Annotated in this window: 11 protein-coding genes; 9 read left to right on the top strand and 2 right to left on the bottom strand. The window is 34.0% G+C overall.

From position 1 onward, the window contains the following. The first annotated feature begins 10 nt into the window (after positions 1-10). The 7 genes from J7I80_RS14455 to J7I80_RS14425 all read left to right on the top strand — a co-directional run bounded on the left by J7I80_RS14455 (position 11) and on the right by J7I80_RS14425 (position 10,320). On the top strand, positions 11-1,381 hold the full coding sequence (locus J7I80_RS14455; protein WP_214739039.1) for an NAD(P)-binding domain-containing protein: 1,371 nt from the start codon (positions 11-13) through the stop codon (positions 1,379-1,381). A gap of 55 nt (positions 1,382-1,436) precedes the next feature. Beyond that, a complete protein-coding gene (locus tag J7I80_RS14450; protein ID WP_214739038.1) occupies positions 1,437-2,672 on the top strand; it encodes an MFS transporter in 1,236 nt (411 codons plus the stop codon). A gap of 72 nt (positions 2,673-2,744) precedes the next feature. Next, the gene (locus tag J7I80_RS14445; protein WP_214739037.1) at positions 2,745-3,065 is read left to right on the top strand and encodes a hypothetical protein; all 321 of its coding nucleotides are present in this window, start codon (positions 2,745-2,747) and stop codon (positions 3,063-3,065) included. Between the two features lie 338 nt (positions 3,066-3,403). After that, positions 3,404-4,732, top strand: coding sequence for a TniQ family protein (locus J7I80_RS14440; RefSeq protein WP_214739036.1), 1,329 nt, complete (start codon positions 3,404-3,406; stop codon positions 4,730-4,732). A 161-nt stretch (positions 4,733-4,893) separates the two neighbouring features. Further along, complete coding sequence (locus J7I80_RS14435) at positions 4,894-7,557, top strand: DDE-type integrase/transposase/recombinase (protein WP_214739035.1); 2,664 nt, start codon at positions 4,894-4,896, stop codon at positions 7,555-7,557. Then, positions 7,557-8,714 carry an AAA family ATPase gene (locus J7I80_RS14430; RefSeq protein ID WP_214739034.1) on the top strand — a complete coding sequence of 386 codons (1,158 nt, stop codon included), beginning with the start codon at positions 7,557-7,559 and terminating at the stop codon, positions 8,712-8,714. Before J7I80_RS14435 ends, J7I80_RS14430 begins: the two co-directional genes overlap by 1 nt. 94 nt (positions 8,715-8,808) lie before the next feature. Then, entirely contained in the window at positions 8,809-10,320 is a 1,512-nt protein-coding gene (locus tag J7I80_RS14425; protein WP_214739033.1) for a TniQ family protein, read from the top strand. A gap of 503 nt (positions 10,321-10,823) precedes the next feature. On the opposite strand, the gene J7I80_RS14420 is transcribed toward J7I80_RS14425, so the two are convergent. Beyond that, positions 10,824-11,231: an LAGLIDADG family homing endonuclease gene (locus J7I80_RS14420; RefSeq protein WP_214739032.1), complete on the bottom strand. Its 408-nt coding sequence runs from the start codon at positions 11,229-11,231 to the stop codon at positions 10,824-10,826. Between the two features lie 247 nt (positions 11,232-11,478). Here J7I80_RS14420 and J7I80_RS14415 point away from each other — a divergent pair, with 247 nt between their 5' ends. Together J7I80_RS14415 and J7I80_RS14410 are read left to right on the top strand one after the other, a co-directional pair. Continuing rightward, positions 11,479-12,006 carry an RNA polymerase sigma factor gene (locus J7I80_RS14415; RefSeq protein ID WP_214739031.1) on the top strand — a complete coding sequence of 176 codons (528 nt, stop codon included), beginning with the start codon at positions 11,479-11,481 and terminating at the stop codon, positions 12,004-12,006. 196 nt (positions 12,007-12,202) lie between these two features. Continuing rightward, positions 12,203-12,745 (top strand): hypothetical protein, encoded by a 543-nt coding sequence (locus J7I80_RS14410; protein ID WP_214739030.1) that lies wholly within the window; start codon positions 12,203-12,205, stop codon positions 12,743-12,745. 124 nt (positions 12,746-12,869) lie between these two features. Here J7I80_RS14410 and J7I80_RS14405 read toward each other — a convergent pair whose 3' ends face one another. Continuing rightward, a complete protein-coding gene (locus J7I80_RS14405) occupies positions 12,870-13,592 on the bottom strand; it encodes a YwaF family protein (RefSeq protein ID WP_214739029.1) in 723 nt (240 codons plus the stop codon). Positions 13,593-13,624 lie beyond the last annotated feature (32 nt).

The raw sequence follows: 13,624 nt of genomic DNA, 5'->3' as shown, positions 1-13,624 counted from the left end.
GGTAAATACTTTGAATTCAAATCGAAAAGAAACTCTTCCTGTTGCAATCATAGGGGGAGGTCCAGTGGGGCTTGCAGCTGCTGCTCATCTCGTTAATAATGGCGAAAAGTTTGTACTGTTTGAAGCAGGAAACACAATTGCTTCAAGTATGTTGAAATGGGGACATGTGAGAATGTTCTCACCATGGGAATATAACGTTGATAAAGAAGCCAAGAAATTACTAAAAGAAGCTGGATGGGTTTCAACCGATGATGCTGATTTACCAACGGGGCGTGAGATTGTAGAAAACTATCTTTTACCGCTTAGTAATTTGCCAATATTGAAAGAGCACATCTTTTTAAATGCAAAAGTGGTCGGTGTTGCTAAAAAAGGTCGTGACAAACTTAAAACAGAATCTAGAGACAATGTACCTTTTCAATTGTATGTAGAAATTAATGGGGTAACAAAGGTTTTTGAAGCAAAAGCAATAATGGATGCATCGGGTACCTGGGAAAATCCTAATCCGATACTTTCTAATGGAATCTGGACCAGTTCTGAAAGAAAGTTGAATGAAAGAATCTATTATGGAATTCCAAATTTTCAAGAGGTAGAAGAACGATACAAGAACAAAACTGTAATGGTGGTTGGCAGCGGCCACTCGGCTATTAACGCTCTCCTCGACCTTGCAGTTTTAAAAGAAAAGCACCCTAACACAATCATTTACTGGGTTCTTCGAAAAAAACATGTAAGGGAAGCCTATGGAGGTCAGGAAAATGATGGGTTACAAGCCCGGGGTGAACTAGGTACACGGATACAAAAGCTGGTTGATACGAAACAAGTAGAGGTTATAACTACTTTTTATATTCATGAAGTAAACAATGCGGATGGGAAGATAAGCGTATCGGGTGAATTGAATGGAAAAGAAACCACATTTGGTATGATTGATGAGATTGTGGTAAGTACAGGATTCAGGCCAGATACTAGTTTCCTGAATGAAATTAGGCTAAGTCTAGATTCATCTGTTGAGAGTGTAGAAGCCCTTGCGCCACTAATTGATCCTAATATTCACAGTTGTGGGACTGTGAGGCCCCATGGAGAAGCGGAGTTAAGGCAACCCGAAAAAGATTTTTATATTGTAGGAATGAAAAGTTACGGTCGTGCTCCAACCTTCTTGCTTGCCACTGGATATGAACAAGTGAGATCAATTGTAGCTTACTTAACAGGAGATTATAAGGGAGCTAAAGAAGTACATTTAGAGTTGCCTGAAACAGGAGTATGTAAGACGGATTTTTCTTCAAGTTGCTGTGATTCAGAAACCAATTCTGAAAAGTCGGCAGCATCTTCATGTTGCAGTGGGCCGCAGCCTGTGGTGTTTGAAATCAAAAAGAATTCTTGCTGCTGATTCCTGAAGACCAGTCTTCAATTTTAGACTGGTCTTTTTTAAATAGAGGTGGAAAATGGAATTTAATAATAAACACACGATTATTGCCATTTCTTTAATAACAGCTATTTTTTTAGCTGGGGATGCAATGCTTTATATTGTTTTGCCGACACACTGGAAAGAAGCTGGTTTAACTTCCTTAGTTCAAGTTGGCATTCTCCTATCGGTTAACCGCTTTGTAAGGCTGCCATTGAACCCATTAATAGGTTATATGTACAAGAGGATAAACTTTCGAACAGGTATACTTTTAGCTGTAATATTAAGTGGGATTACGACTGTGTGTTACGGGTTTGCTCAGGATTTTACTGTTTGGGTGATACTGCGTTCTATATGGGGATTGGCATGGTCACTTTTTAAACTAGGTGCCTTTTTATTAATTTTACAACTCGCTACTGACAGTAATCGTGGAAATTACGTTGGTACCTATAACGGCCTTTATCGTCTAGGAAGTCTAGTTGGGATGCTGATTGGTGGTTTTTTTGCGGATTTATTTGGGATTAAGGCAATAAGTATCATAATAGGAACCTCAGCACTTTTAAGCATACCTATCATATTTAAGTACATACCCAGAACTATTCAAACCAATGAGGCTTCAGAGAAAAAGCTATCCCTTCTAACAAACTTTAATTCATTCCTAAATAGTAGGCTTATTATGATCCTGGGAACAGCATTCCTATTGGTTATGTTACTAGACGGGATGATAACCGCAACATTAAGTCATATCATTGAGATTAAATACACTGATAGAATAAATCTACTCGGAATAATTGTAGGTGCAGCAACACTGGCCGGCTTAATTCAGGCATTAAGGTGGGGACTCGCACCAATCATTGTAATGAAGATTGGAACCGCGCTTGATAAAACTAATCAAAAAAATCGAATTTTATCCTTCTTCCTGGTATGTGCAGCCTTGCTGTATTTCATTATTCCAAAAAATGTTCCGCTACTCGTTTGGATGCCAATTTTACTTGTTCATCTTTTAATTGCTTCCGTTTTAACTACAATTATGGATGCTATTATCACAGATTATTCATCAAGAGTAATAAATAAAGTATTTATCATGACCTCTTTTACATTAATCGTAGACTTGGGTGCTGCACTTGGTCCGATTATTGGTTATTCACTAGAACAAAAAATAGGGCTAACTAATTTATTTGGGTTTTCAGGAGTGGTGTGTTTCTTTCTTGCGGTTGTATGGTTATTTTCAAGAAATGTAAGTTCCATAAAGAATTTGATACATCAGTCTTCTTAAATTTATTGAATAAAAGTATTAATAACCTTTTATACTTGGGAGAGGGGAAAGTAGCCTGGAAAGGAGGAGGTTATGAGTCATCGCAAAGTCACTGTTGAATTGAATGAATCACTGTATGAAATGTTAGCTTGGATAAGCAGTGTGACTAACACCCATATAGAAAAATTATTAATTCTGGCAGCATATGAAAAGTATAATAGTGAAGAGATAGAAAGCAGTAAGATGAAACAAGAAAGTTTAATTGGTGATATAGATAACTGGTTAGATCGTATTAGGGAGGGGACAGCAACAGATGAAGATTTTAATCTGGCTAAAGAGTCCTCAACCAAATTGCTGAAAGAGATCGAAGAGATTAGATTGAGAATAAAAGGAAAAATTCCATTCTTTGATTAACACGGTTTCCTCTTCTTTTGCCTTTGATAGCGATTGTTTTTAATTGATTTTTTTTTCCACACCTAATTAAACAAACCTAAACGTTGCCAAAAACAAGAAGAAAATGTGTTTCTTAACAATTTGCCTGATTCTGAAAATGCTTATTTTTGAAATAACCAATTACATTTTTCTTATTAGACCGTAAAAGCCTTAAAACACTAGAATGATTTCTAATGTTATAAGGCTTTTTTGTTTGGCCAAAAGCATTATAGAATTCACGCTAGCGTGAATTTTGGAAAAGTATGGATAAAAATTTTGTGTTTATGGAAATATATCTAAAAAAGAAGGGGAAGGTTTATGTGGAGAATAAAAAAACAGGAAGTGGAAGTACTGCTTTATACAATATAGAACCTATAGGCATTGGTACTAAAAGTGTAGAAAGCTTTACCAGTTATTTGATGCGAACAGCATACGAACATAACATTACTCTAGGGAATTTGTTCAATAAATTAATTATTCCACAACTGAAAAAAGGGTACCTGACAAGGAGTAGTTTGTATGGAGGAAATCGATTATACGAGGGAGCTAAGACGATAAATGGGTTTTTGGAGAATTCGTACGATTTAGTTAAAGTGATGGAAACCCTAACTGGAAGAAATGACTTAGTGAACCTAACCTTATTTAACTTGAAGGAATTTATTCCAGTTAGAAATCTTTTAAAAGAATCTCTTTCGTGGTGTCCAAAGTGTATTAGTAAATGGAAAAGGACACGGGAAGTTTTACATTATCCTCTTATTTGGCATATTCAACCTGTAACTGTTTGTATTGAACATAAATGTTTACTGGAAAGTGAATGTTCTGCTTGTAATAAAAAGGTGGATATATTGCGCAGAGAAAGTATAACGGGGTTTTGTTCTAACTGTTTTGCTCCACTAGATAACTCACAATTAAGTGAAATAAGTGATGTTGAATTGGAATTGCAAAAATTCTTTCTAAAGAATATTGAGGATTTAATGACTTTGAATAAATTAGAAATCTTAAATGGTAACTATACTTGTGGATTAGCAGATAGTTTATCTTCAATCAAGGAGAATAGTTTTTCGGGGAATTTAACACGCTTTTCGAAATTTTTAAATGTTCCCAAAACTACTTTGCGATATTGGATAAATGGAGTAAATAAACCACCATTAGAAAGTCTGTTGACAATTTGCTTTAAATTAAACATAAAAATTTTAGATTTGCTATTCGAATATGATTCATTGGGTGTTAGGATATTTCAAATTAATGACTCGCTTGCCACAAATACAAAGAAAATAATACGTAAACCAATGGATTATTCCATAGTAGAAAGCAAATTGGTTGAGATATTAACGAATGAAGTTCCGATTTCAATGTCAAAATCTGCAGAAATTGTCGGTCATGATAGAAGAGTTTTATACAGAAATTTTAATGAATACTGTAAACAGATTTCTCAAAGATATAGTGATTTTATAAAAGAAAAGTCAAGTCAAAGAATTGATTTGTTAAAAACAGAAATTAATATCGCCTTCAATACATTATTAACTGATGGGGTTTATCCAAGTCGCAGGAAAATGGAACAAGTGATAAATAAAAGTGGATTGTTAAAAGAAAGAGTACTTCAAGACTATTGGAAAACCTTATTAACTAAGAACGGATTTGAAGAATGAATAGGAGGATATTTTCGGAAAAGAAAAAACACAAGAGAAAATTTTCCATACTTTAATATTCATTGTGAAAAATAATTGGAGGGAATTTTCGAAAAAGAGCAGACGCAAGAGGAAATTTTCCATACTTTTATTTCTAACTTCAGATAAGGAGGATACTTATAATGATGAGTCCAGAAGAATTTGAACAGTGGGCAGTACAACTTAATTTAACAGAAGAAGCAAAAAAAGAAATACAACTTATTAGGAATTCACCGCCGTCAAGAAGAGTTGGAGGCGGGAAGTATAATGTAGCGGGAAAGTATAGTAGTAGAAAAATGGGATTGACTATACAGTTTGAAAGCCACAAAGTTGAACTTCCAGCAGTATATATGATGGAGTTTAATGATGATGTACTAGAATATTATGACCAACCACCTTCATTGAAATTAATTTACTTTCAAAGTAAAAATGGAAAAGACAGGAAAGCAGCTTATCTTTACACTCCAGACTATTTTGTAATTGAAAAAAAAAGAGCCTATTGGGTTGAATGGAAAACAGAAGAAAAATTAATTAAGTTGTCACAAGAAAGACCCGATAGATATTTTAGAGAAGACGGGCATTGGATGTTTGCTCCAGGAATAAGTTATGCAAAACAACTAAATCTAGAATTCTTAGTCCGTTCATCAGCGGATATTAATTGGAATCTCCAGCGGAATCTCACTTTTTTGGAAGACTACATTGTAAAAGAATATGCTTTAGCGAGTCAGGAAATATCCCGTATAAAGGATGTTATATCAGCAACACCTGGTTTGACATTAATGGAACTTATTCAATATGCAGAAGGTCAATATTCAACAGATGATATATATGCCTTAATTGCTAAAAATTTTATCTATATAGATCTGTACAATTCAGTAATTACTCAGCCGGAAAGCGTAAAGGTTTTTTTGAATAAAGAGCAAAGCAAAGGATTTACGATTGTAGCCCAATCAAAAAAGCAAGATCGCAAAATAAATAAGATTGAATTGGAAAGTGGTAAAAGGATTTTATGGGGTGAAAGCCCATGGACCATTCTAAATTATGACCAAAGAAATAAAGAGATTTTTTTATATTCGGATGATAATCGCAACCAAATTACCTTACCAATTCATATATTTGAAGGCTATATTTCAGATGGTTACATCAAAGGTATATTTGTTGAAAGTGAAACTAATAGTAGTATTTATAAAATAATATCCCAAGCAACTGAATCTGATTTAAGCACTGCAAATGCAAGATACGAGCCTGTAGTAAAGTATCTAAACGGAGAAAAAATTGAATTTGATAATGTAACTGATAGAACTGTTAGGAACTGGGTCAAAAAATATAGAGATGCAGAATTATTACACGGTAACGGATATCTTGGTTTATTGCCGTATACAAAGAAGAGAGGAAATCGGAAAGCAAGAATTAAATCTGAAACCTTAGAGTTAATGGTAGAGATGATTGATGGCAGTTATGCAACGAATAAATTAAAGACAGCAAAAGCTGTTTATCGTGAATTAGTTGTTAAATGTGAAGAGAAAAATATTGATCCCCCTTCATACCCAACGTTTTGTAAAGCAATAAAAAATCGTAGTATATATGAATTGACCTTTAATAGGGAAGGAAGCCGGGCTGCGTATAAACATGAAGAATTTTATTGGGAATTGGAACTTACTACCCCAAGGCATGGGGAACGAATCTTTGAAACTGCCCATATTGACCATACTGTAGTGGATATTAAGTTAGTAGCTCATAATAACGAAATTATAAAGCCGTGGTGTACTCTTATGGTTGATGCTTATTCAAGAAGAATTCTTGCCTTTTATCTAACCTTCGAACCCCCATCTTATAGGTCATGTATGATGGTGCTGAGAGAATGCGTAAAAAAATATAACCGACTGCCAAATTATATAGTGGTTGATGGTGGTAAGGAATTTAGAAGTATTTATTTTGAATCCCTACTTGCTTCATATGGGGTCCATAAGAAAGAGAGACCAGCAGCAAAGGCAAGGTTCGGTAATGTGGTTGAGCGTTTATTTGGTGTGGCGAATAAGCTATTCTTTCATAATTTAAAGGGTAATACACAAATTATGAAAAATGTTCGTCAAGTTACCAAAACAGTGAATCCAAAAAATCATGCTGTTTGGACAATGGAAAGTTTGTATGAAAGACTTGAAGGATGGATTAATGAGGTTTATGACAATTTAGAAAATGAATCGTTGAATCAAACTCCAAAAGAAGCCTTTAGAGAATCGTTGGAATTAACTGGTAACCGTCCTAATACGTATATTCCTTATGATGAAACCTTTATTTTAATGACCCTACCATCAGTATCAGGAAAAACTAGAAAGGTTCATCCGGGGAAAGGAATAAAATTAACTTATTCATATTACTGGTCTGCAAAATTTAGAGATCCAAAAGTCGAAAATTCTGAAGTAGAAGTTAGGTACGATCCGTTTAATATCGGTGTAGCATATGCATTGATAAATAATATTTGGGAGAAATGCCTGTCCGAAGAATATTCACTCTTCAATGGAAAGACGGAAAAACAACTAAAAATAATAGCCGAAGAACTTAGACAAAAGAAGAAACTTCGATCAACTAATGGAATAATCACAGCAAAGATGATTGCTGGATTTATTTTAGAATCAGAAAATATGGAAGAAATGCTTGCTTTGGAAAAGTACAAACCGATTGAAACTAAACCGAATCTAACGATTGTTGATCATGAAGCCACAAAAAATGTTACTAATATCATCTTAGAAGAATCGGAAGATGATAATGATGATGATGAAATAGAAATTTATGGGGAGTTAATATAATGAAAAACGGTAACCATGAAAGAGCATTCCCTGAAGAGCTTTTGGAAAAAACAAAGGAAGAACGTGTAGAATTCTTTAAAAACTATACTGTAGCACACCCAAAGATGGGATTAGTTTTAAAAGAATTAAAAAAAGAAATATATACAGGGGACTGCAACGTCATATTGATTGTGGGACCATCTGGGGTTGGTAAATCGAGATTATTTGAAAGAACTCTACATTCGGTTTATCTAGATATGGCAGAACAAATGGAAGCTGATAAAAGTATTATCCCTATTACGGGAATTGAACTTCCAAATCCGGATCTAGGTAAATTTAATTGGAAGGACTTTTATTACAGGGTTCTTACAGGACTTAATGAGCCTTTGATTGATCATAAGGTCGATTATCAAAAGTTCTTCAACCAAGTTCCGAAGGATAGAATAAGTACAAGGAAAAGTGAAACAGCACCCGAACTAAGGAGATCGCTGGAGAACGCTCTATATTATAGAAAAACAAATGCTTTATTAATTGATGAGGCTCAACATTTTTTCAAGATTGAAAATGGAAGAAGTGTTGATATCGGTACAGGTGTTGCTATAACAAGACAATTTAATTCATTGAAGTCACTTGCTAATATGGCTAACACCAAAATAGTATTATTTGGAACATATGCCTTAAATGCTGTAATAAATCTTGACGGCCAGCTGTCAAGAAGGGTAAAAGAAGTTCACTTTCCAAGATACGACTATAGGAATAAACAAGATAAGAAAATGTTTAGAAGTGTATTAGTAACTTTTCAGAAATTATTACCTGTCCATGAAGAGCCTAATCTCACTGAACATGAAGAATTTATTTATGAAAACTGTGTGGGATGTGCTGGAATCTTAAAAGATTGGCTACAAAGATGCCTGTCATATGCCATTGAAAATGATGAGAAAACCATCTCGATTTATAATTTGAAAAAGAATGCATTACAAACTCAAAAATTGCTTACATTAGCTGAGGAAGCATTAATTGGAGAATCAATCTTTATTGAAAAAGAAGAAGATAGAGTTCAGTTAAAGTCTCTTTTAGGTACTGAGAAAAAAGAAGAAAGGGCAGAAAAAACTACAAAACAAAAAAGAAATCCCCTTCCCGGAAATAGAAGTCCTGAAAGGGATGTTGTAGGGCAATAAAGGATTATTAAAAAATAATTGAGTGGAAAATATCTAGTCCACTCAATTATTTTTTTCTTTTTAAAAGCAATTAGAAAAATCAGGGGGTTAAATCTTGAATTATTTATTTGATAGGATAATAGAAAATGAGAATAAACTTAACAGTTTATTTTTTTCCAGAAGTGCTTTATATAACTTAGAACCAATTGGTATCGGTACTCCTTATGTTGAAAGTTTAACTAGCTATATTTCTAGGCTAGCATTAAAACATAATGTAACAATCAGTTCTCTTATTAAAGGGGTATTCGCTCAAACTACAAATAAAATGTATTTGAAAAATAACTTATCACAGGGGATTTTTGGGGATACAGCTCAATATATAAATGGAAATAGTCGTGTAAGTTCCGAATATGTTGATGTATTTGAACGATTGACATCTCGTAGTGATCTTCAACAATTAACTATGAGCAGTTGGACAGGTATTTTTTCGAAAAATGTTGTCGGTAAATATAGAAAATGGTGTCCTGTTTGTTTAAAAGAATGGGAAGATGAAAACAAAGATTTATATGAACCTCTTATATGGTATATATCAGATATAACCATGTGTGATAAACACATTGTTGAATTACAGGAAAAATGTCCCAACTGCAATAAAATGTTGCCTTATATCCATGGTAACTTTATCGTTGGTCAGTGTCAGTATTGTTTAACTAGTTTAGGTAATAAATTTGAAGGAAAAATAATCGATTCTGTAACTAATGAAGAAAAATTTATTATTGACAGCTATAAACAATTAATTGAAAAATCGTCCTCAGTAAACGTTTTACCTACAAAAGAGTCTATCGGTATATCATTATACAAAATTATGACTGCTTTAAAGTTTAATAACACAAATTTTGCAAAGTTTTTAAACGTTAGTATTTCAACCTTATCGTGTTGGCTTAGCAATAGACATATCCCTTCGCCAGAAAGCTTATTAAAAATAGGTTGGAAAATAAATAGCACCATATATAATTTGATATATGATGATATTCGACTAGAGAAAATAAAATTAGATGATAGCAACAACAGTAGGAAAAATCAATATATTTCTAAGCAAGAGACAGAATATCATTTGAGGAATGAAATTTCTTCGCGTATACCAAAGAGTTTGAAGCAAATAGCTTATGAAAAAGGATTTAGTCTAAATTCAGCTAGAGATCAGTTTCCGGATTTATGTGGACAAGTCAGCCAAAGATATAAAAATTATAACAAAGCTTGTTGGGATGAAACTCTAGCTGAAATAGAAGAAAAGCTCCTATTAGAATTATCACAAGAAATTCCCCTAAGTTTATCTGAGTTTATTAAAAAATATGGCTTCCCACATAGTACAGTTAAAAGATATTACCCCAATCTTTGTAATAAAATTGTGTTTAGGTATAAAAAATATAAAGATCAGAGCAAAATCGAAAGGACTAAGAGAATTAAAGACGAAATCAAAGATGTGATATTGGATCTTCATCAACAAGGGGTATTTCCATATAGAAAGTTAGTACAAAGATCTTTAAAGCAACCTGCGGTATTTAGAAATCCTGTGTATCGTGAATATTGGGAGAAATTGATTCTGCAATTGGGATACAGTTTGTAGATTAGGCACTACAAATAATGACATCTTTTAATAAACCATAAAATTTCCTAGAACAAAAAAATAAAGCATAAGCATTCCTAAAAAAATGAATAGGGATCTTTTAATTGAATTCAATCGGAAAGAAAATAATGAAAAAGCACGGGGAACCTGATGAAAAGTGCCATAAAGTTAAGTGGCTCTAAGCGTGGAAACCTTATGCTTTATTTATTGGAAAAGATATGGTTTACGTCACATGAAAAATAAGCATAAGTTTGCCATATGGCAGGCTTATGCTTTTTCTATTGTATTAGAGGTTTTCTTTAATTAAAATTATTAAATATTGGCTGTTTTCGTAAAGATTGTTGTTAAAATCGAAATCCGATTTTAACGTAATATAAAGCCCTTTTGCAGTTCGGTATTAAGTTTGCATGCTCTTTTCTCATAAAAAGAGTCAACTTTGCGAAGAAACATAAGTCATTCAATCCTATTTTGTATTCAATAGCAACAAAGTTTGAGAATAGAGCCTAAATCTTAAAGAAAAAGTCTTCAAATTCTATTTTAGCTTTTAACATTTCCGGTCTATATTTGCCGTTGCGTGGAGTAACTAAATCATATCTCTCAAGAATCCACAACGCTCTGCGTCTTTTTCTTTCAATTCTTAAATATGGATGTATACGTTGAAGAGTCGCCAGTACTTCAAATTTACTTTTTATGCTTAATGTAAATGAATCCTTATGTGTGCCAGGTTTATAATTCCTTTTATTAGTAATGATTCCTCCAGTCAAAGACTGAATATAGATTAAAAGTTCTTTATCCGTTGAAGCAATTGTAAGTACTGGACGACGATGTTCATTTTCATGCATTCTTGTTAACGTTATACTTCCTTCCCCGTCAATTACACCTGCAATATAACTCGCTTCCCAAATTTCCATTTAACTACCCTCCGAATAAGAACAAATATTCTATTAATAGTATATAATTTTCTTGAATCACAGTGAACACAAATGTATTTTAAAAGTTTTAGAGTATAATCACCCCAATGAAGAACTTGCTATAATTAGCTCTTTTTTAAGATTAATTAGCCGATATAACTATAAATAAAAATATGAAACCAAAACCAAAACTTTTTTCGCTACTGCACGTCTAAGAATTAAGAAAATTAACAAGGAGACAATTTAGATGGCTGACTACAGGGAAGAGGATATTCATGAGTGGTACAATCTGTATCATCAAACAATCTTTAAATTTATTTTTATGCTTACAAAAGACTATCAACAAGCTGAGGATTTAACTCAGGAAACATTTTTTAAGGCCTATAAATATCATCATACTTTCAAAGGGAATTCTAGCGAAAAAACATGGTTGTTCAGTATCGCTCATAATGTGACTGTTGACCACATGAGAAAACAAAAGCCAATTCGCTTTTTTAAAGAGTTATTCCAACCTCAAATTGACATTAAACTATTGCCAGAAAATGTAGTCCAGCTTAAAGAAAGTTCAAAGGAAATTCACGAAGCATTAAGTGCACTTAAACAATCTCACCGGGAAGTTATCATCCTTAGAAAGATCAAGGGTTTTTCAATTAGCGAAACAGCTGAAATATTGAATTGTTCGGAAAGTAAAGTTAAGTCCACTTTGCATCGTGGGATGTTAGCTTTGGAAAAAAGATTAAGCAAGGAGTCGGGGTTAAATGAACATACAAAGTGAATTGAACACTTATAATCGTGCTCTTCAGAAAGTAGAATATGATTTGGAATGGAGTCAGGAGCAAGCCGATTTAGTCAGGAGAAAACTGGAGAGGCAAATTTATAAGGAAAAGGTTAAATCTCGAGCTTTCAAAATTTTCGGGTACATATCATCTATAAGTATCACTTTTTCTTTTCTTTTTTTGCTTATTATTCAATTGGGGAATGAAGATTCATTTGTCTCAGGAATGCTATCAAAAGAAGAAAAGCTGTATACAATGGAAGTGATCAACGGGAAAGAGACACCGGTTTTAACCGAAAAAGGGATGGAATATGTCGTTTATCCAATGGATGCCTACAAGGAGATTAATACAATCTCAGGAGAACCACTTCTTGCAGTATCTGTTGAAAATATAGGAAGTAAAGAAGAAATATTTACACAGGCCTTTTACCCGACTTCAGAAGGAAGGTTTATTTCCGTACATTATACAAAGAATGAAACGGGATCAGTTGAAGAAATGAGTAAGTATTTCTTTCCCGAACATCCCCTCTACGGAACAAAAGTCACGGAAATAAATGTTTCAGGTCAAAGGGCATTTTTACATGAACCTACAACAGAATATGGATCAGCTGCGTTATATATCGTTACCAAAAATTATGTATACTATATGACTAATCAGGGGTTGTTGAATAAAAAGCAGGGTGATTCTGAGGAGTTAGTAAGACTTGCCAACTTGTTTAACTTTGAGGTTGAAAGATAAAGGTCTGGTTCTACTATCAGACCTTCTTCTAGGACAGAATTAATTTAATATCTTTTAAAAAGTGTACTTTAATGCAAAAAATGGTGTGCTACAACTAATGTCCGTTTTCACGCCATTTTCATCTTTATGGCTTTGCTTTCTTTCCATTTACCCAGAACGGCAAATACAGTATAAAGAAAGTAACAAGCGCAATGGCTTCCAGCGAAAAAATATACCATGGCCATGGTCCGAGATAGTCAATCAGCGATGGATTGACTGGTTTTTCGGAGATGTACATATAGTTTCCTTCAATCAGGAAATTGACGATGAAGACGATCAGAGTATAGACGTTCAGCCAGATAAATGCTTTCCAGATGGATTTCCCGGTCGGCCTGTATCCTGCGACAAATACCATGAACAGGTTGGCAATCACCGTTCCGCCATGTGAGATGAAGAAATGGACATAGCGGTAGTGTGGGAAGGTATACAGGCTGATGTCCGGCGTGATCATTGCCTGGAGCGCGCTGCCGACCCCGACGAAATAGGTGAATTCAAATAATCTATAACTTTTAGTTAAAAGTAAAATGGCGGATAGGATGAGTGAAATACTGCTCAGATGAAGGGGGAGTGAATATTGGTAGCTCCAATGGCCGCTCCACCAAAGCCATGCCTGCAGGCTGATTTCAGAAATAATCAGTACGAGAAATAATCCAACCCGTGCAATAGAATTGATCCGAGGATTTCTCAACGGTTTACGAAACAAGAATAGCAGGATGACCATAAGCAGGAAAGCCGCAAGTGTAGACAGGTGAACACTGGAAAATAGCTGAAAGACATTTTCTGTACCTGGCTCAAAAAGTTCCCTCATAAGCCCTCCTCCAATCGTTTGATAGTTCATTT

It is taken from the genome of Bacillus sp. ISL-41 (assembly GCF_018613235.1).
Lineage (GTDB): Bacteria > Bacillota > Bacilli > Bacillales > Cytobacillaceae > Mesobacillus.
The sequence above is the reverse complement of the archived record's forward strand: the minus strand, read 5'-3'. Positions and strand labels throughout refer to the sequence as shown.